General features: G+C 72.6%; 23 protein-coding genes. 19 read left to right on the forward strand and 4 right to left on the reverse strand.

Features of this window, described 5'->3' with window-relative positions:
- Nucleotides 1–3 precede the first annotated feature (3 nt).
- From ACIGW4_RS23945 to ACIGW4_RS23995, 11 genes are all read left to right on the forward strand, one after another.
- Nucleotides 4–885: an ABC transporter substrate-binding protein gene (locus tag ACIGW4_RS23945; RefSeq protein ID WP_123456159.1), complete on the forward strand. Its 882-nt coding sequence runs from the start codon at nt 4–6 to the stop codon at nt 883–885.
- 32 nt (nt 886–917) lie between these two features.
- Nucleotides 918–1,787 (forward strand): amino acid ABC transporter permease, encoded by an 870-nt coding sequence (locus ACIGW4_RS23950; protein WP_185094676.1) that lies wholly within the window; start codon nt 918–920, stop codon nt 1,785–1,787.
- Nucleotides 1,784–2,527, forward strand: a complete 744-nt coding sequence (locus ACIGW4_RS23955) for an amino acid ABC transporter ATP-binding protein (RefSeq protein ID WP_123456161.1) — start codon at nt 1,784–1,786, stop codon at nt 2,525–2,527. The genes ACIGW4_RS23950 and ACIGW4_RS23955 overlap by 4 nt, the downstream gene beginning before the upstream one ends.
- A gap of 91 nt (nt 2,528–2,618) precedes the next feature.
- On the forward strand, nt 2,619–3,875 hold the full coding sequence (locus tag ACIGW4_RS23960) for an alpha/beta fold hydrolase (RefSeq protein WP_399582738.1): 1,257 nt from the start codon (nt 2,619–2,621) through the stop codon (nt 3,873–3,875).
- Nucleotides 3,876–3,884: 9 nt separating this feature from the next.
- Complete coding sequence (locus tag ACIGW4_RS23965) at nt 3,885–4,517, forward strand: MBL fold metallo-hydrolase (protein WP_399582740.1); 633 nt, start codon at nt 3,885–3,887, stop codon at nt 4,515–4,517.
- 39 nt (nt 4,518–4,556) lie between these two features.
- On the forward strand, nt 4,557–5,336 hold the full coding sequence (locus ACIGW4_RS23970; protein ID WP_123456164.1) for an exodeoxyribonuclease III: 780 nt from the start codon (nt 4,557–4,559) through the stop codon (nt 5,334–5,336).
- Nucleotides 5,337–5,402: 66 nt separating this feature from the next.
- Nucleotides 5,403–5,846 (forward strand): DUF6278 family protein, encoded by a 444-nt coding sequence (locus ACIGW4_RS23975; RefSeq protein ID WP_123456165.1) that lies wholly within the window; start codon nt 5,403–5,405, stop codon nt 5,844–5,846.
- 139 nt (nt 5,847–5,985) lie between these two features.
- Complete coding sequence (locus tag ACIGW4_RS23980; RefSeq protein ID WP_123456166.1) at nt 5,986–6,732, forward strand: amino acid ABC transporter ATP-binding protein; 747 nt, start codon at nt 5,986–5,988, stop codon at nt 6,730–6,732.
- Nucleotides 6,733–6,745: 13 nt separating this feature from the next.
- Nucleotides 6,746–7,663, forward strand: coding sequence for a glutamate ABC transporter substrate-binding protein (locus ACIGW4_RS23985; RefSeq protein ID WP_399582743.1), 918 nt, complete (start codon nt 6,746–6,748; stop codon nt 7,661–7,663).
- A 17-nt stretch (nt 7,664–7,680) separates the two neighbouring features.
- Nucleotides 7,681–8,325, forward strand: coding sequence for an amino acid ABC transporter permease (locus ACIGW4_RS23990; protein ID WP_123456167.1), 645 nt, complete (start codon nt 7,681–7,683; stop codon nt 8,323–8,325).
- Entirely contained in the window at nt 8,322–9,179 is an 858-nt protein-coding gene (locus ACIGW4_RS23995) for an amino acid ABC transporter permease (RefSeq protein ID WP_123456168.1), read from the forward strand. Before ACIGW4_RS23990 ends, ACIGW4_RS23995 begins: the two co-directional genes overlap by 4 nt.
- A gap of 58 nt (nt 9,180–9,237) precedes the next feature.
- Here the strand turns inward: ACIGW4_RS23995 and ACIGW4_RS24000 are convergent, their stop codons facing one another.
- Nucleotides 9,238–10,794, reverse strand: a complete 1,557-nt coding sequence (locus ACIGW4_RS24000) for an alpha/beta fold hydrolase (protein ID WP_399582745.1) — start codon at nt 10,792–10,794, stop codon at nt 9,238–9,240.
- Between the two features lie 257 nt (nt 10,795–11,051).
- On the opposite strand from ACIGW4_RS24000, the gene ACIGW4_RS24005 reads away from it, so the two are divergent.
- Nucleotides 11,052–12,308 (forward strand): cytochrome P450, encoded by a 1,257-nt coding sequence (locus ACIGW4_RS24005; RefSeq protein WP_399582746.1) that lies wholly within the window; start codon nt 11,052–11,054, stop codon nt 12,306–12,308.
- Here ACIGW4_RS24005 and ACIGW4_RS24010 read toward each other — a convergent pair.
- A complete protein-coding gene (locus ACIGW4_RS24010) occupies nt 12,259–12,990 on the reverse strand; it encodes a hypothetical protein (RefSeq protein ID WP_398711791.1) in 732 nt (243 codons plus the stop codon). The two genes, ACIGW4_RS24005 and ACIGW4_RS24010, sit on opposite strands and share 50 nt — an antisense overlap.
- A 104-nt stretch (nt 12,991–13,094) precedes the next feature.
- Here ACIGW4_RS24010 and ggt point away from each other — a divergent pair, with 104 nt between their 5' ends.
- A complete protein-coding gene (gene ggt / locus ACIGW4_RS24015) occupies nt 13,095–14,900 on the forward strand; it encodes a gamma-glutamyltransferase (RefSeq protein ID WP_399582749.1) in 1,806 nt (601 codons plus the stop codon).
- A gap of 4 nt (nt 14,901–14,904) precedes the next feature.
- Here the strand turns inward: ggt and map are convergent, their stop codons facing one another.
- On the reverse strand, nt 14,905–15,672 hold the full coding sequence (map, locus tag ACIGW4_RS24020) for a type I methionyl aminopeptidase (RefSeq protein ID WP_398711787.1): 768 nt from the start codon (nt 15,670–15,672) through the stop codon (nt 14,905–14,907).
- A 34-nt stretch (nt 15,673–15,706) separates the two neighbouring features.
- Between map and ACIGW4_RS24025 the strand changes: the two genes are divergently transcribed.
- On the forward strand, nt 15,707–15,958 hold the full coding sequence (locus ACIGW4_RS24025) for a helix-turn-helix domain-containing protein (RefSeq protein ID WP_123457572.1): 252 nt from the start codon (nt 15,707–15,709) through the stop codon (nt 15,956–15,958).
- Between the two features lie 8 nt (nt 15,959–15,966).
- Here the strand turns inward: ACIGW4_RS24025 and ACIGW4_RS24030 are convergent, their stop codons facing one another.
- Entirely contained in the window at nt 15,967–16,635 is a 669-nt protein-coding gene (locus ACIGW4_RS24030) for an NAD(P)-dependent oxidoreductase (protein ID WP_399582751.1), read from the reverse strand.
- A gap of 61 nt (nt 16,636–16,696) precedes the next feature.
- Here ACIGW4_RS24030 and ACIGW4_RS24035 point away from each other — a divergent pair, with 61 nt between their 5' ends.
- The 5 genes from ACIGW4_RS24035 to ACIGW4_RS24055 all read left to right on the forward strand — a co-directional run bounded on the left by ACIGW4_RS24035 (nt 16,697) and on the right by ACIGW4_RS24055 (nt 21,675).
- Nucleotides 16,697–17,092 (forward strand): winged helix-turn-helix transcriptional regulator, encoded by a 396-nt coding sequence (locus tag ACIGW4_RS24035; RefSeq protein ID WP_398711784.1) that lies wholly within the window; start codon nt 16,697–16,699, stop codon nt 17,090–17,092.
- 172 nt (nt 17,093–17,264) lie between these two features.
- Nucleotides 17,265–17,645: a PPOX class F420-dependent oxidoreductase gene (locus ACIGW4_RS24040; RefSeq protein ID WP_359589859.1), complete on the forward strand. Its 381-nt coding sequence runs from the start codon at nt 17,265–17,267 to the stop codon at nt 17,643–17,645.
- A gap of 136 nt (nt 17,646–17,781) precedes the next feature.
- Nucleotides 17,782–19,185, forward strand: coding sequence for a UL36 very large tegument protein (locus tag ACIGW4_RS24045; protein ID WP_399582753.1), 1,404 nt, complete (start codon nt 17,782–17,784; stop codon nt 19,183–19,185).
- 367 nt (nt 19,186–19,552) lie between these two features.
- The gene (locus ACIGW4_RS24050; RefSeq protein WP_356906872.1) at nt 19,553–20,395 is read left to right on the forward strand and encodes a nitrilase-related carbon-nitrogen hydrolase; all 843 of its coding nucleotides are present in this window, start codon (nt 19,553–19,555) and stop codon (nt 20,393–20,395) included.
- Nucleotides 20,392–21,675: an aspartate aminotransferase family protein gene (locus tag ACIGW4_RS24055; RefSeq protein ID WP_359589856.1), complete on the forward strand. Its 1,284-nt coding sequence runs from the start codon at nt 20,392–20,394 to the stop codon at nt 21,673–21,675. Before ACIGW4_RS24050 ends, ACIGW4_RS24055 begins: the two co-directional genes overlap by 4 nt.
- The last annotated feature ends 5 nt before the right edge of the window (nt 21,676–21,680 follow it).

The following is a 21,680-nucleotide window of genomic DNA, read 5'->3' on the forward strand; positions in this document are numbered from 1 at the left end:
CCGATGTCCCGTACCCGGATAGCCGTCGCGGCCTCCGCCGCCGCCACCGCCGTCGTCCTGGCGGCGGCCGGCTGCGCGCCCCAGCCCCAGAGCACCACCCCCGGCGCGGCCGGTTCCGCCAAGGCCGCCGACTGCACGACCGGCAGCCCGAGCCTCCACAAGCCCGGCCAGCTGACCGTCGCGACGGATTCCCCCGCCTACGAGCCGTGGTTCGACAGCAACACCCCGTCCAACGGCAAGGGCTTCGAGAGCGCGGTGGCCTATGCGGTGGCCGGCAAGCTGGGCTTCGCGAAGGACCAGGTGAAGTGGGTCGTCGAGCCCTTCGCACACTCCTACGCCCCCGGCGCGAAGTCCTACGACTTCGACATCAACCAGATCTCCATCACCCCGCAGCGCGCCAAGGCCGTCGACTTCTCCGGCAGCTACTACACGGCCAGCCAGGCCGTCCTGACGCTGAAGGACTCGAAGTTCGCCGACGCCACGTCCCTGAGCGCCTTCAAGGACGCCAAGATCGGCGTTCAGGTCGCCACGACCAGCTACCAGGCCGTGCTCGACCAGCTCAAGCCCTCGCAGAAGCCGAGCGTCTTCAACACCACCAAGGACGAGGTCACCGCGCTGACGAACGGACAGATCGACGCGATCGTCACCGACCTGCCCACCGTGTTCTACCTGGCGGGAGCGGAGCTGGACAACGGGAAGATCGTGGGCCAGTTCGGCTACGCGGGCGGCACCCCCGAGGAGTTCGGCCTGCTCCTGCCGAAGAACAGCGGCTACACCTCCTGCGTGGACAAGGCCCTGAGCGCCCTCAAGGCCGACGGGACCATCGCCAGGCTGACCAAGCAGTGGCTGTCCGCGTCGGCGAACGTCCCCGAGCTGAAGCAGTAACGGGCCCGACCGTGGAACTCACGAAAACCGCCGTGTCGCCGGCACCGGACGACGACACCCACCGGCCCAGCGAGCACGAGCTGGAGCGGCGGCGCTTCCGCCGCTCCCGCCGGCGCCGCCACACCTGGATCTCCGCCCTGTGCACCGTCCTGGCCCTGGTGGCACTGGGCGCGGGGGCGGTCGCCTCGCCGGGCTGGGAGCGGGTCCACAGCCTGTTCCTGGACGGCGCCGAGCTGCGGGCCGCGTTCCCCGAACTCCTCAAGGGCTTCTGGCTCAACATCCAGATGTTCCTCGTCGCCGAGGTGCTGATCCTCGTCCTGGGACTGCTGATCGCCCTGGTGCGGGTGACCCGCGCGCCGGGCCTGCAGCCGCTGCGGCTCGCCGCGACCGTCTACGTGGACGTCTTCCGCGGGGTGCCGACCCTGCTGCTCGTCTTCCTCGTCGGCTTCGGCCTGCCGGCCCTGCAGTTGCAGGGCACCCCCTCCCAGCCCTGGGTGCTCGGCGTGATCGCCCTGGTCCTCTCCTACGCCGCCTACGTCGGCGAGGTGTTCCGGGCGGGGCTGAACTCGGTGCACCCCGCGCAGCGCAACGCCGCCCGGGCCCTGGGGCTCAACCAGCGCCAGACGCTGCGGCACGTGGTGCTGCCGCAGGCGGTGCGCAACGTCGTTCCGCCGCTGCTCAACGACTTCATCGCGCTGCAGAAGGACACCGCGCTGGTCGCCGTCCTCGGCCCGCTGGAGGCGCTGCGCGCCGCGCAGATCAAGGCCGACTACGACTTCAACTACACCCCCTACCTGGGAGCGGCTCTCTTGTTCATCGCGGTGACCATCCCGCTGACCCGCTTCGCCGACCGGCTCCAGCGGCGGGCCGCGGAGCGCACCTGGGCGGGGGCGGGCCGATGAGCCGGCCACTGCTGCGCATCCGCGGCCTCCGCAAGCAGTACGGCTCGCGCCCGGTGCTGCGCTCGATCGACCTGGACGTCGCCGAGCACCAGGTCGTCTGCCTCATCGGCGGCTCCGGCTCGGGCAAGTCCACCCTGCTGCGGTGCGTGGACCTGCTGGAGGTCGTCGACGACGGCACCGTGCACCTGGGCGACAGCGAACTGACCGACCCGCGCCTGGATCCCGATGTGGCCCGCAGGCGGATCGGCATCGTCTTCCAGGCCTACAACCTGTTCCCGCACCTGAGCGTGCTGGACAACGTCACCCTCGCGCCCCGCCAGGTCCACGGGGTGCCCCGCAAGCAGGCCGAGGCACGGGCCCTGGAGCTGCTGGACCGGCTCGGCCTGGCGGACAAGGCGCGCGAGCACCCCGACCGGCTGTCCGGCGGCCAGCAGCAGCGTGCCGCGATCGCCCGCGCCCTGGCCACCGAACCGGAGCTGCTGCTCTTCGACGAGATCACCTCGGCCCTCGACCCCGAGCTGGTCGGCGAGGTACTGGAGGTGGTCGCGGACCTCAAGCAGCGCGGCCTGACCATCCTGATGGCCACCCACGAGATGGACTTCGCCCGGCGCGTCGCCGACCGGGTCTGTTTCCTGGAGGGCGGCGTGATCGTGGAGCAGGGCACCGCGGAACAGGTGCTGACGGCCCCGCGGGAGGCGGCCACCCGGCGCTTCCTCGCCCGCGCCCTCGACACCCCCTAGGGCCGGTTCCTCCGGATCGCCACGAGGGGCGGACCCCCTCAGGTTCGACCCGGCGCTGTGCGGGGCGGCGGGAGATGAGAGGGTCTTGCGGGTGAGCGAGACACCGACGAACACCCTGCAATACCGTGTCGACGGGCGCGAGGACGCCCCGGTCCTGGTCCTGGGACCGTCCCTCGGTACGACCTTCCACATGTGGGACCGGCAGATACCGGAGCTCAGCCGTGACTGGAGGGTCGTCCGCTTCGACCTCCCGGGACACGGGGGCGCGCCCGCGGAGCCCTTCACCTCCGTCGCCGAACTCGGCGACCGGCTCCTCGCCACCCTCGACGCGCTCGGCGTCCAGCGCTTCGGGTACGCGGGCTGCTCCCTGGGCGGCGCCGTCGGCCTCGACCTCGCCCTGCGTGCGCCCCACCGGGTCGCCTCGCTCGCGCTGGTCGCCGCCTCGCCCCGGTTCGGCACCGCCGACGAGTTCCGTCAGCGGGGCGTCATCGTCCGCACCAACGGTCTGGAGCCGATGGCCCGCACCGCGCCCGAGCAGTGGTTCACCCCGCTCTTCGCCGGCGCGCAGCCCGCCATCGTCGACTGGGCCGTCCAGATGGTCCGGACCACCGACCCCGCCTGCTACATCGCCGCCTGCGAGGCCCTCGCCGTCTTCGACGTCCGCGAGGCCCTCGGCAGCATCGGCATCCCCGCCCTCGTCCTCGTCGGCTCCGAGGACCAGGTCACCGGTCCCGCCGAGGCCCGCACCCTGGTCGCCGGGATCTCCGACGCCCGGCTCGCCGTCGTCCCCGGCGCCTCGCACCTGGCCCCCGTCGAGCAGCCGGCCGCCGTCACCGACCTGCTCGCCGAGCACTTCTCCGGCACCGCCCAGGAGACCAGCGGCACCCTGACCGTGCCGCCGCACGTGCCGCCCGCGCCGGTCGTCGAGCCCACCCCGGCCGCCCCGGTCGTCGAGCCTGCCGGGGCCGGCCGGCCCGATCCGTACGAGAAGGGGCTCGGGCTGCGCCGCGAGGTCCTCGGCGACGCCCATGTCGACCAGGCCCTCGCCGACGACCCGGACGGCGCCTTCCAGGAGCTCGTCACCCGCTACGCGTGGGGCGAGGTGTGGAGCCGCGAGGGGCTCGACCGGCGCCTGCGCAGCGCCGTCACCCTCACCGCCCTCCTCGCCGGCGGGCATCGGGAGGCCCTCGCCGACCACACCCGGGCGGCCCTCCGCAACGGTCTGTCGCCGGAGGAGCTCCGCGAGATCGTCCTCCACGCGGGCGTGTACTGCGGCCTCCCGGCCGCCGAGACGGCGCTGCGGGTGGTCAACCGGGTCATCGAGGAGGAGACGACGCCCCCGGCGTAGCCTGACGGTGTGAAGCTGACGAAGAAGTCCCACGCCTGCGTGCGGCTGGAGAAGGACGGCCGCACGCTCGTCATCGACCCCGGCACGTTCACCGAGGAGGACGCCGTCCTCGGAGCCGACGCGCTGCTCGTCACCCACGAGCACCCCGACCACTTCGACGAGGGCCGGCTGCGCGCGGCCCTGGAGGCCAACGCGGCCGCCGAGATCTGGACGCTGCGCAGCGTCGCCGACCGGCTCTCGGCGGCCTTTCCCGGCCGGGTGCACACCGTGGGGCACGGTGACGCCTTCACGGCGGCCGGCTTCGACGTCCAGGTCCACGGCGAGCTGCACGCGGTGATCCACCCGGACATCCCGCGCATCACCAACGTGGGCTACCTCGTCGACGGCACCGTCTTCCACCCCGGCGACGCGCTGACCGTGCCCGACCACCCGGTCGACACGCTGCTGCTGCCCGTCATGGCCCCCTGGAACAAGATCTCCGAGGTCATCGACTACGTGCGCGAGGTCAAGCCGCGCCGGGCGTACGACATCCACGACGCGCTGCTCACCGATCTCGCGCGGCCCATCTACGACCGGCAGATCGGCGGGCTCGGCGGCACCCACCACGCGCGCCTCGCCTCCGGCGCCTCCGCCGAGCTCTGAATCCGCGCGCTGTCACACCCCGCCAGTAGGCTTGCGCCCATGCGCATCGCCACCTGGAACGTCAATTCGATCACCGCCCGGCTGCCCCGGCTCCTGGCCTGGCTGGAGAGCAGCGGCACCGACGTGCTGTGCATCCAGGAGACCAAGTGCACCGCCGAGCAGTTCCCCGTCGAGGAGCTGCGCGCCCTGGGCTACGAGTCGGCGGTCAACGCCACCGGCCGGTGGAACGGCGTGGCCCTGGTCTCCCGGGTCGGCCTCGCGGACGTGGTGACCGGGCTGCCCGGCGGCCCGGAGTACGACGGGGTGCAGGAGCCCCGGGCGATCTCCGCGACCTGCGGCCCGGTCCGCGTCTGGTCGGTGTACGTGCCGAACGGCCGCGAGGTGGCCCACGAGCACTACGCGTACAAGCTGCGCTGGCTGGAGGCGCTCAAGGCGGCCGTCGCGGAGGACGCGGCGGGGGAGCGCCCCTTCGCGGTTCTCGGCGACTACAACATCGCCCCGACGGACGAGGACGTCTGGGACATCGCCGTCTTCGAGGGCGCCACGCACGTGACGGAGCCGGAGCGGGCCGCGCTCGCCGGGCTCCGCGAGACCGGTCTCGCCGACGTGGTCCCGCGCCCCCTCAAGTACGACCACCCCTTCACGTACTGGGACTACCGCGCGCTCGGCTTCCCGAAGAACAAGGGCATGCGCATCGACCTGGTCTACGGGAACAAGTCCTTCGCCGAGGCGGTCTCCGACAGCTACGTGGACCGCGAGGAGCGCAAGGGCAAGGGCGCCTCGGACCACGCGCCGGTCGTCGTCGACCTGGACGTCTGACGCCGGTCGCGATGATCACCGCGCGCCGGGTGGTGGTCCGCGCGGCCACGGTGCGACGCTGTTCGGATGAACATTCCCTTTCTGGACAGCTGGCGCAAGCGGCACGAGCCCGACTCCTCGGACTCCCCCCTGGTCGCGGCCTTCGACCGTGATCCGGAGGGGGTGGCCGAGCTGCTCTCCGAGTGCGAGCTGCTGCGGTCCCGGGTGGCGGAGGCCGGGGTGGCCCTGGACGACACCCCGGGCTCCCTCCAGGAGCTCGACCAGCTCCCGCCCCGCTGGCGGAACGATCCCGAGGAGCTGCCCTGGTTCGGGAACGACGCCGGGCTCTACCTCGGCACCGTGATCGTCCGGAACGTGCCGGGCGCCCGGTGGCAGGTGTGGCCCGGCGGCGGCCCCGTGGTGCGGCTGGCCTCCGGCCGGGAGATCCAGGTCGTCGAGGCCGGCCTCGACTGGGCGATGACGGGCGCGCCGCAGCTCTCCCAGGTGTACGCGGAGGCCTCCGAGTACTGAGCTTCCGCCGGCTCCGAGCCACCCTTCCGCAGTAAATACGGATTATTCCCGTTTCATGCGTGTCGGGCGTGAAGTCCCTTTTTCTCGTGGAAAGTTTGCGCTGACCGCGACACCGCCGAGAAACGGGGCAGGGCAGCGCATGGCCGTCGTCGATCCGCTGATCGAACTGCGTGGCGTCAACAAGCACTACGGCGCGCTGCACGTCCTCCAGTCCGTCGACCTCACCGTCGGGCGCGGGGAGGTGGTCGTGGTCATCGGCCCCTCCGGGTCCGGCAAGTCCACCCTCTGCCGCGCGATGAACCGGCTGGAGAGCGTCGAGTCGGGCGAGATCCTCATCGACGGCCGGCCCCTCCCCGAGGAGGGCAAGGCGCTGGCCCGGCTGCGCGCCGAGGTCGGCATGGTCTTCCAGTCCTTCAACCTCTTCGCGCACAAGACCGTCCTCGCCAACGTCTCCCTCGCGCAGACCAAGGTCCGCAAGCGCAGGAAGGAGGAGGCCGACCGGCGTTCGCGCGAACTCCTCGACCGGGTCGGACTGGCCGCGCACGCCGACAAGTACCCGGCCCAGCTCTCCGGCGGCCAGCAGCAGCGCGTCGCCATCGCCCGCGCCCTCGCCATGGACCCCAAGGCCCTCCTCTTCGACGAACCGACCTCGGCCCTCGACCCGGAGATGATCAACGAGGTCCTGGAGGTCATGCGGCAACTCGCCCGCGAGGGAATGACGATGGTGGTCGTGACCCACGAGATGGGCTTCGCGCGCTCCGCCGCCAACCGGGTCGTCTTCATGGCCGACGGGAAGATCGTCGAGGACCGCGCCCCGGAGGAGTTCTTCACCGCCCCGCGCAGCGAGCGCGCCAAGGACTTCCTCTCCAAGATCCTCAAGCACTGACCGGGTGGGAACCATGCAGCGCACGCACCGGAGCCTCGCCCCCCTCGCCCTGCTGCTCGCCGTGACGGCGGCGCTCGGCGGCTGCGGCAAGGAGGGCAGCCCGCCCGTCAAGGGCCCGCAGCCCGACCAACTCCCCGTCTACCGCGTCGAGTCGGGCTTCACCCTGCCGGACTCCGCCACCTGGAAGCGGGCGAGGAAACGCGGCCGGCTCGTCGTCGGAGTCAAGGAGGACCAGCCCTACATGGGGGAGAAGGACCCCGCCACCGGCCGCTACTCCGGCTTCGACATCGAGATCGCCAGGATGACGGCCGCCTCCCTGGGCTTCGACCCGGCCGGCGTCGACTTCCGCACCATCGCCTCGGCCAACCGCGAGACGGCCCTCCAGAACGGCCAGATCGACTACTACGTCGGCACGTACACCATCAACGACAACCGCAAGAAGCTCGTCGGCTTCGCCGGACCCTACTACCGGGCCGGCCAGTCCCTGCTGGTCCGCACCGACGAGAACGACATCGACGGACCGCAGGACCTGGACGGCAAGCGGGTCTGCTCGGCCGCCGGCTCCACCCCGTACCAGCGCATCGAGAGGGACCACCCCGAGGCCGAACTCGTCGCCTACGACACCTACTCCGTCTGCGTGGACAACCTGCTGACCTACCAGGTCGACGCGGTCACCACCGACGACACGATCCTCATGGGCTACGCCGCCAAGGTCCCCGACGAACTCAAGGTCGTCGGCAAGCCGTTCTCCGAGGAGCCGTACGGCATCGGCGTCCCGCACGGCGACACCGCCCTGCGGTTCGCCCTCGACGACGCCATCGCCGCCCACGAGAAGAACGGCGACTGGAAGAAGGCGTACGACGCCACCCTCGGCCTCTCCGGGGTCCCCGCCCCGAAGCCGCCCGCCATCGACCGCTACCCGGCCAACTGAGGACCGCACCAGCTGACATGGACGTACTGACAGACAACTTCCCGCTCTACGCCGAGGGGTTCCTCGGCACCGTCGAACTCACCGTCTACGCCTCGGCGCTCGCCCTCGTCCTGGGCTTCGTCATGGCCTCCTTCCGGGTCGCGCCCGTGGGCTCCTTCCGGGTCTTCGGCACGGTCTGGGTCACCGTCCTGCGCAACACCCCGCTGACCCTGCTCTTCTTCGCGGTCATGCTGGGCCTGCCCCGCTTCGGACTCGTGCTGCCCTTCAAGCTGTTCGCGGTCCTCGCCCTCGGCTGCTACACCTCCGCCTTCATCTGCGAGGCGCTGCGCTCCGGCATCAACACCGTGCCGCGCGGCCAGGGCGAGGCCGCCCGCAGCCTGGGCATGACCTTCTCCCAGACCCTCTCCACGATCGTCCTGCCGCAGGCCTTCCGCACCGTCATCCCGCCCGTCGGCTCCACCCTGATCGCCCTCGCCAAGAACTCGGCGATCGCCGGGGCGTTCAGCGTCACCGAACTCCTCGGCACCTACAAGACCCTCAGCGAACTCGGCTACAACATCGTCTGGACCTTCGTCTGGATCGCCGTCGGATACCTGATCATCACCCTCACCATCAGCGCCCTCTTCCACCTCATGGAGAAGCGCTGGGGAGTCGCCCGATGACCGAGTCCACCGCCCTCTACGACATCCCCGGGCCCCACGCCCGACAACGCCACCTCCTCTACGGACTCGCGTCCACCGCGGTCCTCCTCGCCCTGGCCGGATGGGTCCTCCACCTCCTCCTCGACACCGAGCAGTTCACCTCCGCCAAGTGGACGCCCTTCGCGTACAAGGGCATCCAGGAGCTGCTGCTCAGGGGCCTCGGCAACACCCTCAAGGCCTTCGCCTACGCCTCGGTCCTCTCGCTCGCCCTCGGCGCGGTCCTCGCCACCGGACGCCTCTCCGAGCACCGGGTGCCGCGCTGGATCTCGACCCTGCTCGTCGAGTTCTTCCGCGCCATGCCCGTCCTCGTGATGATCTTCTTCATCTTCGTGGCGCTCAAGGTGCAGCCGCTGCCCGCGCTCGTCGCAGGCCTGACCCTCTACAACGGCTCCGTGCTCGCCGAGGTCTTCCGCACCGGCGTCCACGCCGTCGCACGCGGGCAGGGCGAGGCGGCGTACGCGCTCGGCATGCGCAAGGCCCAGGTGATGACGTACGTCCTGGTGCCCCAGGCCGTGCGCGCCATGCTCCCGGCCATCATCAGCCAGCTCGTGGTCGCCCTCAAGGACACCTCGCTCGGCTTCCTCATCACCTACGAGGAGTTCCTGCACGCGGGCAAGCTGATCGCGTCCAACCTCGACTACGACCTGCCGTTCATCCCCGTCGTCCTCGTCATCTCACCGATCTACATCGGGATGTGCATGCTGCTCTCCTGGTTCGCCACCTGGGTGGCCCGCAGGGAGCGCCGCAGCCCGAAGACGAAGGCCGTGGACGTCGCCCCGGCCGAACCACGGACGCTGCTGCCGGGACAGCAGTAGCGCGGGGAAGGGGGCAGGACCCCTCCCGGGGCCGCACCCGCCCGGCAGCAGCCGGTGATCACTCCTCCCGCAGCGGGACCGACACGTACGACGGGTCGGCCGCGGGGGAGGAGAAGGTCAGCTGCGCGCCGGTCGGGTTGTGCTCGATGTAGAGCGGGTCGACGGTGTCGACGACCAGGGCGAGCCGGTGCCCGGCCGGGACGTCGTAGGCCGTCGAGAAGAGCTCCAGGTCGACGCCGAACGGCTGCCCCGGGGTCCGGCCGTGGAAGGTGTACGGGGCGCTGCTCACCAGCTTGCCGAAGCCGAGCGGGCCCACGTCGTAGAGGTACGCGACGAAGGTGCCGCTCTCCGCGGTCGGGGTGACCGTGGTGTGCACCTCCACCGTGCCGCGCACCCGCTGCGGGGCGTCGTACCGTTCCGACTGCCAGACGCCGGCGAAGGCGCGGGGGAGGAGGGGGACGGAGACGGCGGGCGGGGCCTGGAAGAACTGGTCCAGGAGGTTGGAGAGCATGACGACGCCGCCGTCGGCGCCGGAGTCGACGTTCGCCCGGATCCGCTGCGTACCGTCGAGGTCGAACTTCCGCCGGTTCGCGTCGAGGGACTTCCAGTCGGGATAGCCCTCGTAGCCGGCGTCCGAACGGGGCTTCAACCGGACGGGCTGCTCGCGGTCGACGCCGTTGTCGACGCCCTTGAGGTAGTGGTCGAACCAGCGGTGGGCGCTGGTCCAGGTGTCGTTGGGCAGGCCGAGGAGACCGGTGGCCTCGGCCGTGGCGTGGTCGCCCGGACGGAACTCCAGGCGCTTGGGGCCGGTGAGCCTCTCGTAGAAGCTCGCGTACTGGTTGGGCGGGAAGATGGTGTCTCCCCAGGCGTTGCCGAGCATGATCGCGGCGCCGTTGGCGTTGATCCGGTCGACCTGCTCGACGGCGGAGCGCTTGCGGCCCCAGGCGATCATGTCCTCCTCCTTGGCCAGGTCGGAGGAGAGGAAGTCGGCCAGGATCTGCCGGAGTTCGGGGCCCGGCCGCCCGGTGAGGTAACCGGCGCCGCCGAGCAGGGCGGCGGCCTGGAGGTGCTGGGTGCGGCCGCTGTAGATGGAGTCGATGAGGTCGGCCCAGCCGCTGAGCGCCGCGACGGCCTTGACGCGCGGGTCGTGCGCGGCGGCGAGCAGGCTGATCCCCGCGCCGTACGAGACCCCCGCCATGCCGACGTGGTCCGGGTCGGCCGGGGTGTTCGCGAGGGCCCAGTCGATCACCTTGGAGGCGTCGGCGATGTCCTTGGGGCCGGCGGTCTCGATCTCGCCGCCGGACTGCCAGAAGCCGCGCGAGTTGTAACTCACCACGACGTAGCCGGAGTCGGCGAGCTTCCGGGCCTGGGCGAGGTACTCGACCTGGGGCACGGCCCAGCTGGTGGGCAGCACGATCAGGGGGTGGCGGGGGGCGCCGTCGGCTCCGGCGGGGGTGACGACGTTCGCCTTGAGGACGGTGCCGCCGTCCCCGGCGATGTCGACGAAGCGGATGCCGGTCGAGCCGGTGCCGGCGGCCTGGGCGGTGGGGGCGAGCCCGAGGGCCGTCCCGGCCACGAGGGCGGCGGAGGCGGCGAGGGCCAGGGATGTGCGCACGGGGCACTCCTCACTGGGGCACTGGTGGGGCAGTGGAGTGAAAGTGACCCGACGGTAACGGGAGCGCCTTACCCGTGGTAACCGGTTGGTAAGTTACGTGCGGGTAACGATTGGCCGGAGGGCGACGCCCTCGCCGAGGGCCGAGGGGGGACTCCCCGGCCCCGGCCGACGGCGAACCTCGAACTGTGCGTCCCGTCCTGCGGAAAACGGCTCCGACCCGTCATGATGGTGACGTCTTCACCCCGAGGGGAGGGTCGATGGAGAACGCGGACGACACACCCGACGTCTTCGACCCGCGGATCTACGCCGTCGGCATCCCGCACGACCGCTTCCGCGTCCTGCGCGACCGGGCCCCCGTCGCCCGCCAGGAGGAGCCGGAGATCCTCGGCTGGCCCGCCGGGTCCGGGTTCTGGGCCGTCACCCGGCACGCCGACGTCGTCCGGGTGCTCAAGGACTCGGGGACGTACTCCTCGTACCTCGGCGCCACCCAGATCCGCGACCCCGACCCCGCCGACCTGCCCTTCATCCGGCGCATGATGCTCAATCAGGACCCCCCGGCACACGGCCGCCTGAGGCGGCTCGTCAGCCGGGCCTTCACCCCCGGGCGGATCGAGCGCTTCGCCGTGACCGCTCGTGAGCGGGCCCGCGAGCTGCTCGGCGCCGCGTTCGCGGCCGGCGACGAGGTGGACCTCGTCCGGGCCGTCACCGACGACTACGCGCTGCTCAACCTCACCGACCTGCTCGGAGTGCCCGCGAGCGACCGGAGGCTGCTGCACGCCTGGACCGAGCGGGTCATCGCCTACCAGGACCCCGACGAGCCACCGGTCCTCGACGCGGAGGGACGGCCGGTCAACCCCCGCTCGCCCGCCATGCTCGCCGAGATGTTCGCCTACGCCCAGGAGCTCGCCGCGTACAAGCGCGCGCACCCGGCCGACGACGTCATGAGCGTGCTCGCGGCCTCCGAACTCGCCGACGCCGAACTGGAGATGTTCTTCTTCCTGCTGACCGTCGCCGGGAACGACACCGTCCGCAGCGCGGCCCCCGGAGGGATCCTCGCCCTCGCCGGACACCCCGACGAGCAGCGGAGGCTGTGGAGCGGCGAGGTCTCCGTGGACACGGCCGTGGACGAACTCCTCCGCGTGCACCCGCCCGTGCTCTCCTTCCGGCGCACCGCCGCCCGCGACACCGAACTCGCCGGACGGAGGATCCGGGAGGGCGACAAGGTCGTCGTCTTCCACGCCTCCGCCAACCACGACGAACGCGTCTTCGCCGACCCGCACCGCCTCGACCTCGGCCGGACCCCGAACCCGCACGTCTCCTTCGGCGACGGCCCGCACGTCTGCCTCGGCGCCCACTTCGCCCGGCTCCAGCTCCGGGTGTTCCACGAGGAGGTGCGCGCGGCCTGCGGCGGCCTCGCCCTCGCGGGGCCGCCCCGGCGCCTCGTCTCCAACTTCGTCAACGGGATCAAGTCGCTGCCGGTTCGACCGCTGGGGCCCTCCGCGCCGCGCTCGTGACGTCGGCCACCAGCTCCACCACGTCGGGGCCGTACGCCTGCGAGTTGACCACCTTCAGGAGGAGCACGAAGGAGCCGTCGCGGTGGCGGCGCGCCAGCGACTCGTAGTGGCGGGCGAGATAGCGGGTCGCCGCCTGGTTGGTGATGGCCCGCTGCCCGCAGAAGAGGAAGACCGGCCGGCAGTCCTCGCCCGCCATGAGCCGGGCCAGGATCACGTACTCCTCGGCACCCGCGTCCATCCGGTAGCGCTCCGAACCGATCAGGAAGGAGCCCCGGTCCTCGCCCGGCTCGACGTCGACGTTCACCGCCACCCCCGGGAGCAGGGTCGCGAGGTGGGCCGCCATGCGCCTGTTCGAATACGGCCCGCCGACGCAGAACTCCGTCCGGTCGCCGAACCCCTGGTGCGCCTGGTCGTGCTGCAGTATGCGCGCGTGCGCCCCGCAGTCCTTGATGAGCGCGCAGAGCTCGAGCAGCGCGAACACGTCGTAGCGGTGCACCGCGCTGTCGCCGCCCGACTCCCTGTTCACCACGAGCAGGCACTCGGAGCTCCGCGGAAGACCGAAGAACGCCTGCTTGCGGCGGAGCCTGCGCCGCCATTGGTACGTGCGGCCCAGCCAGCCGATGGCGGCGCTGACCCCGGTCGCCAGGACCCCGAGCACGATGTTGCGGACGTCTTCGTTCATGGGCGCGCATGCTAGCGGCGATCCGCCCTCCAGTTCGAGGCGGTCCTGACGGGAGGCGGTGCGGGAAGTTACGCTGCGCGGACGGTCGTTGACTGGAGGTAGGAATGCGTCGCTCCGCCGCTGGCAAGGTCTCTCTTCTCGCCGTCGCGGCGACGGTGCTCTCGATGGGCGCCGCCGCGCCACCGAAGGCCCCGCCCGTGGTGGACCCGCCCGTCAAGGAACCCGTCGCCGTCGGCTACGGCGGCGCCGTCGCCAGTGTCGACGCCGACGCCTCGGCCGCCGGCATCGAGGTGCTCCGCAAGGGCGGCAACGCGGTCGACGCCGCCGTCGCCGTCGCGGCCGCCCTCGGCGTCACGGAGCCCTACTCGGCGGGCATCGGGGGCGGCGGCTACTTCGTGTACTACGACGCGAAGAGCCGTACGGTGCGGACCGTCGACGGGCGCGAGACCGCGCCCCGCACCGCCGGACCCGACCTGTTCACCGAGAACGGCAAGCCCATCCCCTTCGAGGAGGGACAGACCAGCGGCCTCGGCGTCGGCACCCCCGGCACCCCCGCCACCTGGAAGACCGTCCTCGACGCCTGGGGCAGCAAGCGCCTCGGCACCCTGCTCGAACCCGCCGAACGGCTCGCCCGCGAGGGCTTCACCGTCGACCCCACCTTCCGCGCCCAGACCGCCGCCAACGAGGCCCGGTTCCGCGACTTCCCGGCCACCTCCGCGCTCTTCCTGCCCGGCGGACAACTGCCCGTGGTCGGATCCGTCTTCAAGAACCCCGACCTGGCCCGTACGTACGAGAAGCTCGGCCGCGAGGGCGTCGGCGCCCTCTACCGGGGGCCGCTCGCCCGGGACATCGTGAACACCGTCCAGGCACCCCCGCTCCGCGCGGGCGCCACCCGGACCGTGCGCCCCGGCGACCTGACGGAGGCCGACCTCGCCGCGTACCGCACCGAGTCCCGCAGGCCCACGAAGGTCTCGTACCGCGGGCTCGACGTCTACGGCATGGCCCCGTCCTCCTCCGGCGGCACCAGCGTCGGCGAGGCGCTGAACATCCTGGAGGGCACCGACCTCTCGACGGCCTCCCCGGCCCGGTACCTGCACCGCTTCATCGAGGCCAGCCGCATCGCCTTCGCCGACCGGGGGCGCTGGGTCGGCGACCCGGCCTTCGAGTCCGTGCCGACGCACGGCCTGCTCTCCCAGCGGTTCGCCGACTCCCGGGCCTGCCTGATCCGCGACGACGCCGCCCTCACCAGCCCGCTCGCCCCCGGCGACCCGAGCAGCCCGGCGCCGTGCGCGAGCGGCGGGACCGCCGCCCCGACCACGTACGAGGGCGAGAACACCACCCATCTGACGGTGGCCGACAAGTGGGGCAACATCGTCGCCTACACGCTCACCATCGAGTCCACCGGCGGCAGCGGCATCACCGTGCCCGGCCGGGGCTTCCTGCTCAACAACGAGCTGACCGACTTCTCCTTCGCCCCGGCGAACCCGGCCGTCCACGACCCGAACCTGCCCGGCCCCGGCAAGCGGCCGCGCTCCTCGATCTCCCCGACCGTCGTCCTCGACCGGCACGGCCGGCCCGTCCTCGCGCTCGGCTCCCCGGGCGGCGCGACCATCATCACCACCGTCCTCCAGACGCTGACGGGCGTCCTCGACCGGGGGCTCCCGCTCGTCGACGCGATCGCCGCGCCGCGCGCCAGCCAGCGCAACCAGACCACCACCGAACTCGAACCGGCCCTGTGGAACAGCCCGTTGAGGACGGAGCTGGAGGCCATCGGGCACGGCTTCCGGCAGAACCCGGAGATCGGCGCGGCGACCGGCGTCCAGCGCCTCCCCGACGGCCGCTGGGTGGCCGCCGCGGAGACGGTCCGCAGGGGCGGCGGCTCGGCGATGGTCGTACGGCCGGCGTCGTAGCGGACTACGGCGCCGTCAGGACGCGCGGTCCTTCGTCCGTGATCGCCACCGTGTGCTCGGCGTGGGACGCGCGCGAGCCGTCGGACGTACGGATCGTCCAGCCGTCCCGCGCCGTGTAGTGCTCGTCCGTGCCGCCGCCGATGAGCATCGGCTCGATCGCGAGCACCATCCCGTGGCGCAGCCTCATGCCCCGGCCCGGGCGCCCCTCGTTGGGGACGCCCGGGTCCTCGTGCATGGCGCGGCCGATGCCGTGGCCGCCGAAGCCGTCCGGGATGCCGTAGCCCGCGTCCCGGCAGACCCGGCCGATCGCATGGGCGATGTCGCCGACGCGGTTGCCGACGACGGCCGCGGCGATGCCGGCCTCCAGGGCCTCCTCCGCCGCGGCGATCAGCCGGGTGTCCTCCGGCCGGGCGGGGCCGACCGTGAAGCTGACGGCCGAGTCGCCGGCCCAGCCGCCCAGCGTCGCACCGCAGTCCACGGAGACGAGGTCGCCCGGCGCCAGCCGGGTGTCGTCCGGGATGCCGTGCACGATGGCGTCGTTGACGGAGACGCACACGACCGCGGGGAACGGCACCGGAGCCCAGTCCGGGTGGTAGCCGAGGAAGGGCGAGCCGGCGCCCGCCCCGGCCAGCACGTCACGCGCGGCCCGGTCCAGCTCGGTGAGCCGCACGCCGGGCGCCGCCTTGTCCCGTACGGCAGCCAGCGCACGGGCCACCACCCGCCCCGACTCGCGCATGGCCGCCAGGGATTCGTTCGTCTTGATCTCCACCATGGCCAATTACTATACCGGTATTAGAATGGTCGGCATGGTGCGCACACCCCTGACCCCCGAAGAGCGCGAGCGCGGCGAGCGCCTGGGCCTGCTCCTGCGCGCGGCGCGCGGCGAGCGGTCCATGGTGGAGGTCGCCGCGGCCGCCGGCCTCTCCGCCGAGACCCTCCGCAAGATCGAGACCGGTCGCGCCCCGACCCCGGCCTTCTTCACCGTCGCGGCGCTGGCCGGGGTCCTCGACCTCTCCATGGACGAGCTCGTGGCCCACTGCACCCCGGCCCCCGTCTGAGCGTCCTCCTACGCGGAGACCGCCAGCTGCACCCGGCTGTGGCGCGGGCGCTCGATCTCGTCCAGGAGGGCGAGCGCCAGATCGGCGTGGGTGATGCGGCCCGGACCGTCGATCACCGTGCCCACCGCCGTCCGGTAGGCGCCCGTCCGCTCCGCGTCCGCGTTCAGGTCGATCCCCGGAACCACCATCAGCCAGTCGAGCCCGGGCCCCGCCTCCGCGGTGAGCAGCTCGAACTCGGCCACGTGCCCCTGGGAGAACGTCCGGTACTGCTCGGGGAAGTCCGGCGCGTCCATCAGTCGCACGCCGGGGGCGGTCTCCAGGGTCGTGGCGATGCCCAGGGTGATCAACCGCCCGACGCCCGCCTCGGTGAGGCCGGCGACCATGGCCTTCGCCGCGGCCGTGAAGAAGTCGACGGAGGGCACGTCGAGACGGACCGCGGCGTTCACCGCCGCGTCGTGGCCCGCCGCGAGCGACGCCACCGAGGCCGCGTCCGTCGCGTCACCCCGTACGAGCGCGATTCCCGCGCCCTCCAGGTCGGCGTACCCGGCCGGGTCGCGGACCACGGCCGTCACCCGGTGACCCCGCGCCACCGCCTCCGCCACGACCGCCCGGCCGACGCGCCCGCCGGCCCCGAAGACGATGATGTTCCTGCTCCTGCCGTTGCTTTCGTTGTCCATGGCAGGACCGTAGGACGGGCATCCCTGGTTACTTCAACGGTACTGGGCTAGCGTCGGCCGCATGACCGAGCAGTCGTCCCCGCAACCGCTGAGCCCCACGCTCTTCGACGATCCCGACTGCGCCGGAAGCCCCTCCCGCCCCCTCCGCGTCGGCGGCAAGTGGACCGCGGTGGTGCTGCGCTGCCTGGAGGACGGAGCGCCCCGCCGCTTCTCCGAACTCCGCGTCCCGCTGCACTGGATCACCCCCAAGGTGCTCACCGAGACCCTCCGCTCCATGGAGCGCGACGGCTTCCTCACCCGCACCGCCCACGACGAGAACCCGCCCCGCGTCGAGTACGCCCTCACCGACCTCGGCCGCTCCCTCCTCACCCCCCTCGACGCGGCCTGCGCCTGGACCCGCGCCCACGCCCCCGAGATCACCGAGGCCCGCGCCGCCTACGAGCGGGCCGCGCCCTAGGGGGTGTCTTGTCGGTCAGGCCGGATCAGGGAGCGGCGTCTGGTGCCGTGCATCGCAAGGCGGAGGAGGGAGGCAACGCGGAGCGTTGTCGACCGACGACAACGCGGCGAGGCGCGGTGCCAGGCGTCGCGAGCCCGGCCTGATCGGCAAGACACCCCCTAAGCTCCCGGGCATGATGCCCGAAGAGCTGCGGCACGGCCGCTACGTCAGCCTGACCACCTTCCGGAAGAACGGCACGGGGGTCGCGACGCCCGTCTGGTACGCGACGGAGGGCTCCGAGCTGTACGTGTGGACCCGCTCCGACTCCTGGAAGGTCAAGCGCCTGCTGGGCGACCCCCGGGTCGAGGTCGCCGTCTGCGACCTGCGCGGGAACGTCGCCGACGGCGCCGAGCGGTTCGCCGGCACGGGACGCCTCGTGGAGGGGGAGGAGCTGCGCCGGATCCGGCGCCTGCTCTCGCGCAAGTACACCTGGCAGTACTGGCTGACCGACGTACCGGCCATGATCGTCCGGCTCGGCAAGCGTCCGCACACCGGGATCGTCGTGACGTTCTGACTCCCGCGCATCCGGATGAAAACAGTCCGTAGTCGCCCCGTAACACGACTGCGGTCCAATACCCGCGGACCGGAAGGTCCCAGACGACCGCGGGGCAGGTGCGTGACGCATGACGGTGTATCAACTACCGGCGGAAATGGCCGCGTTCACGCGCTGGCTGACCGGACTCACGGGCCGCGCCCGGCTTGAGGGCGGCTGGTACGGAGTCTTCGCCGCACGTGACCCGGAAGGCCTGCGCGCCTGCCTCGACGGGGCCGACATCCTGCCCTGGGACGTCGTCGAATCCCTCCTCCAGGACATCGGCGAAGCCGCCGACGGGCCGTTCGCCGCCCGGGGCCGGAGCCTGTACGCGGCGGCGGCGGGCGCCCACGACGGCCGCCCCGGCGGAGCGGAGGCGCTCGCGGAACGCCGGGACCTCATGGAGGCCGAACGCCGGTACGCCGAGACCCGGGCCCGTGAACTCGCCGAGCGACTGCGCGGCACCCCCGACCCGGACGAGGCCGCCCGCCTGGAGCACGACCTCGCCTGGACACGGGACGACCGGGCCAGGGCGGCGGCCCGGGTGAGGGAACTGACGGCGCGCCTCGCCCGGGTGGGGCAGGGGGCGCCGGCCGTGGGCGGGGTGCCGTCGGCGGGGGGTGCGGGGCGGGCGCCGGCTGGTGTCGCCGGTCCGGCGTCGGCCGCGCCGACGGGTGCCGTCGGTTCGGTGCCGGCGGTGTCGGCTGGTGTCGCCGGGCCGGCGTCGGTCGCGTCGGCTGGTGCCCTCGGTCCGGCGTCGGTCGTGCCGGCTCGGGCCGCCGGGCCGTCGGCGGCCGCCGCGAAGCCCGTCAAGGCCAGGCGGCGCCCTCGGGGTGCCCGGTACGCCTGGCTGGAGGAGGGGGCCGAGGCGGTGGAGCGGGAACCGGCGCCCCTGCCCGCGCTCCCGGCCGGGGGAGCGGCGCCCCGCGGCGCCCGCTTCGGCGCCGCCGCCGACCCCGTCCCCGTGGCCGAGGCCCCCGTCATGGACTCCGCCGAGGCCGACCGCGCCGCCGCCGCGGTCCACGCCCTCCGGCGCCTCCGTGCGCAGGGCCGCAGCGGCGAGGCGCACGTCCTGCTCTGCGAAGCGCTCGCCGGGCCGCCGGAACGGCTGCCCGCCCTCGCGGCGGGGCTGCACCGGGCCGGGCTCGGCGCCGACTGGTCCACCCTGCTCTGGGAGGCGGCCTCGCTGCCGCCCGTCCGGCTCGCCGCCGTCGCGGGCGTGCTCGCCGACGTGGGGCGGGCGGCCGACTGCGAGCAACTGCTCCGGCAGGGCGTGGCCCGCCCGGCCGAGGAGCTCGCGGGCGCGTGCGCCGCGCTGCGCGCCGAGGGCCACCACCGTGAGGCGCGCGCCCTGCTCACCGCGTACGTCCGGGTCCGCACCCCCGAGGACGCCGCCCGGCTCGCGGGCGCGGACCCGCACGCCCTGGTCCCCCAACTCCTCGCCGCGGCCCGCGAGGTGTCCCCGTCGCGCGAACGCGACCTGCTCCACGCGCTGAGGGTGGCGGGCCTGGCGGGGGCCTGACGGACGGCGGGCGGGCCGCCGTGCGGAGGCGGGCGGCCCCGGGGGCGCACGCCGCGCCGGGCCCACGGTGCCAGGCCCGTGCGTCCGCCCCCCGTCTGCGGCGCGCAAGCCGATGTCCCGGCCGCGACCGACGCCCCCGCCCACCCCGCCACGAGCGGCCGGATGGCCGGGTGGCCGGGGGCAATCCGTACTGGTCCGTACGTGTCGGTACGTGTCCGACGTGGACCACTCGGGTATGAAACATGATCGACCCGGCCGCTTCACGGCGGCGGTCTTGCTCCGGGGTGTGACGGGGCTTACGTTCTCCTCCTACGCACCGCGTCTACGTGCGTAGAGGCTCTCTGACGCCGCGCCGAAGGAGCAGCTCATGACCCACGTCGTACGCGCCGCACTCGTCCAGGCCACCTGGACCGGCGACACCGAATCCATGATCGCCAAACACGAGGAGCACGCCCGCGAAGCCGCCCGGCAGGGCGCCAAGGTGATCGGCTTCCAAGAGGTCTTCAACGCGCCCTACTTCTGCCAGGTCCAGGAGCCCGAGCACTACCGCTGGGCCGAGCCCGTCCCCGACGGCCCGACCGTCCGCCGGATGCAGGACCTCGCCCGCGAGACCGGCATGGTGATCGTCGTCCCCGTCTTCGAGGTCGAGGGCGAGGGCTTCTACTACAACACCGCCGCCGTGATCGACGCCGACGGCAGCTACCTCGGCAAGTACCGCAAGCACCACATCCCCCAGGTCAAGGGCTTCTGGGAGAAGTACTACTTCCGCCCGGGCAACGCCGGCTGGCCGGTCTTCGACACCGCCGTCGGACGGGTCGGCGTCTACATCTGCTACGACCGCCACTTCCCGGAAGGCTGGCGCCAACTCGGCCTCAACGGAGCGCAGTTGGTCTACAACCCCTCGGCCACCCACCGCGGGCTCTCCTCCTACCTCTGGCAGCTGGAGCAGCCCGCCGCCGCCGTCGCCAACGAGTACTTCGTCGCCGCCATCAACCGCGTCGGCATCGAGGAGTACGGCGACAACGACTTCTACGGCACCAGCTACTTCGTCGACCCGCGCGGCCAGTTCGTCGGCGACGTCGCCTCCGACAAGGCCGAGGAACTCGTCGTCCGCGACCTCGACTTCGGCCTCATCGAACAGGTCCGCCAGCAATGGGCCTTCTACCGGGACCGCCGCCCCGACGCGTACGACGGGCTGGTGCAGCCGTGAGCAGCCTGTACGCCCGGCACAAGGCCGTCATCCCCGACTGGATCGCCCTCTACTACCGCGACCCCATCGAGATCACCCACGGCGAGGGCCGCCACGTCTGGGACGCCGACGGACGCAGGTACCTCGACTTCTTCGGCGGCATCCTCACCACCATGACCGCCCACGCCCTGCCCGAGGTCACCAAGGCCGTCGCCGAGCAGGCCGGGCGGATCATCCACTCCTCGACGCTCTACCTCAACCGCCCCATGGTGGAGCTCGCCGAGCGGATCGCCGGCCTCTCCGGCATCCCCGACGCCCGCGTCTTCTTCACCACCTCCGGCACCGAGGCCAACGACGCGGCCCTGCTCCTCGCCACCACGTACCGCCGCTCGAACCAGATCCTGGCGATGCGCAACAGCTACCACGGCCGCTCCTTCTCCACCATCGGCATCACCGGCAACCGCGCCTGGTCGCCCACCGGCCTCTCGCCGCTCCAGACCCTGTACGTGCACGGCGGCGTCCGCGGCCGCGGCCCGTACGCCGGGCTCACCGACGAGCGGTTCATCGAGGCGTGCGTCGCGGACCTGGAGGACATGCTCGGCCAGACCCGCTCGGGCGTCGCCGCCCTCATCGCCGAACCGATCCAGGGCGTCGGCGGCTTCACCTCCCCGCCCGACGGCCTCTACGCCGCCTTCCGCCGCGTCCTCGACCGGCACGGCATCCTCTGGATCTCCGACGAGGTGCAGACCGGCTGGGGCCGCACCGGCGACCACTTCTGGGGCTGGCAGGCCCACGGCCAGGCCGGACCGCCCGACATCCTCACCTTCGCCAAGGGCATCGGCAACGGCATGTCCATCGGCGGCGTCGTCGCCCGCGCCGAGGTCATGAACTGCCTGGACGCCAACTCCATCTCCACCTTCGGCGGCTCGCCGATCACCATGGCCGCCGGCCTGGCCAACCTCTCCCACCTCCTGGAACACGACCTCCAAGGCAACGCCCGCCGCGTCGGCGGCCTCCTCATCGAGCGCGTCCGGGCCGCCGCGGCCGGGGTCGCGGAGGTGCGGGAGGTCCGCGGCCGCGGTCTGATGATCGGCATCGAGCTCACCGAACCGGGCACCGACCGGGCGAACCCGGACGCCGCCACCGCCGTCCTGGAGACCGCCCGCGAGAACGGCCTGCTCATCGGCAAGGGCGGCGGCCACAACACCAGCACCCTGCGCATCGCCCCGCCGCTCTCGCTCACCGTCGCCGAGGCCGAGGAAGGCGCCGCGATCCTCGAACAGTCCCTCAGGTCCCTCTAGCCGGC

This window comes from Streptomyces sp. NPDC053513 (genome assembly GCF_044544765.1).
Lineage (GTDB): Bacteria > Actinomycetota > Actinomycetes > Streptomycetales > Streptomycetaceae > Streptomyces > Streptomyces litmocidini.

Excerpts from the sequence above, each read along its gene's own strand:
- ACIGW4_RS23945 (WP_123456159.1), top strand. The coding sequence starts at position 4 with ATGTCCCGTACCCGGATAGCCGTCGCGGCCTCCGCCGCCGCCACCGCC.
- ggt (WP_399582749.1), top strand. The coding sequence starts at position 13,095 with ATGCGTCGCTCCGCCGCTGGCAAGGTCTCTCTTCTCGCCGTCGCGGCG.
- ACIGW4_RS24050 (WP_356906872.1), top strand. The coding sequence starts at position 19,553 with ATGACCCACGTCGTACGCGCCGCACTCGTCCAGGCCACCTGGACCGGC.
- ACIGW4_RS23975 (WP_123456165.1), top strand. The coding sequence starts at position 5,403 with ATGAACATTCCCTTTCTGGACAGCTGGCGCAAGCGGCACGAGCCCGAC.
- ACIGW4_RS24045 (WP_399582753.1), top strand. The coding sequence starts at position 17,782 with ATGGCCGCGTTCACGCGCTGGCTGACCGGACTCACGGGCCGCGCCCGG.
- ACIGW4_RS24010 (WP_398711791.1), bottom strand. The coding sequence starts at position 12,990 with ATGAACGAAGACGTCCGCAACATCGTGCTCGGGGTCCTGGCGACCGGG.
- ACIGW4_RS24005 (WP_399582746.1), top strand. The coding sequence starts at position 11,052 with ATGGAGAACGCGGACGACACACCCGACGTCTTCGACCCGCGGATCTAC.
- ACIGW4_RS23970 (WP_123456164.1), top strand. The coding sequence starts at position 4,557 with ATGCGCATCGCCACCTGGAACGTCAATTCGATCACCGCCCGGCTGCCC.
- ACIGW4_RS23985 (WP_399582743.1), top strand. The coding sequence starts at position 6,746 with ATGCAGCGCACGCACCGGAGCCTCGCCCCCCTCGCCCTGCTGCTCGCC.
- ACIGW4_RS23995 (WP_123456168.1), top strand. The coding sequence starts at position 8,322 with ATGACCGAGTCCACCGCCCTCTACGACATCCCCGGGCCCCACGCCCGA.
- ACIGW4_RS24030 (WP_399582751.1), bottom strand. The coding sequence starts at position 16,635 with ATGGACAACGAAAGCAACGGCAGGAGCAGGAACATCATCGTCTTCGGG.
- ACIGW4_RS24035 (WP_398711784.1), top strand. The coding sequence starts at position 16,697 with ATGACCGAGCAGTCGTCCCCGCAACCGCTGAGCCCCACGCTCTTCGAC.
- ACIGW4_RS24025 (WP_123457572.1), top strand. The coding sequence starts at position 15,707 with ATGGTGCGCACACCCCTGACCCCCGAAGAGCGCGAGCGCGGCGAGCGC.
- map (WP_398711787.1), bottom strand. The coding sequence starts at position 15,672 with ATGGTGGAGATCAAGACGAACGAATCCCTGGCGGCCATGCGCGAGTCG.
- ACIGW4_RS23990 (WP_123456167.1), top strand. The coding sequence starts at position 7,681 with ATGGACGTACTGACAGACAACTTCCCGCTCTACGCCGAGGGGTTCCTC.
- ACIGW4_RS23980 (WP_123456166.1), top strand. The coding sequence starts at position 5,986 with ATGGCCGTCGTCGATCCGCTGATCGAACTGCGTGGCGTCAACAAGCAC.
- ACIGW4_RS24040 (WP_359589859.1), top strand. The coding sequence starts at position 17,265 with ATGATGCCCGAAGAGCTGCGGCACGGCCGCTACGTCAGCCTGACCACC.
- ACIGW4_RS23955 (WP_123456161.1), top strand. The coding sequence starts at position 1,784 with ATGAGCCGGCCACTGCTGCGCATCCGCGGCCTCCGCAAGCAGTACGGC.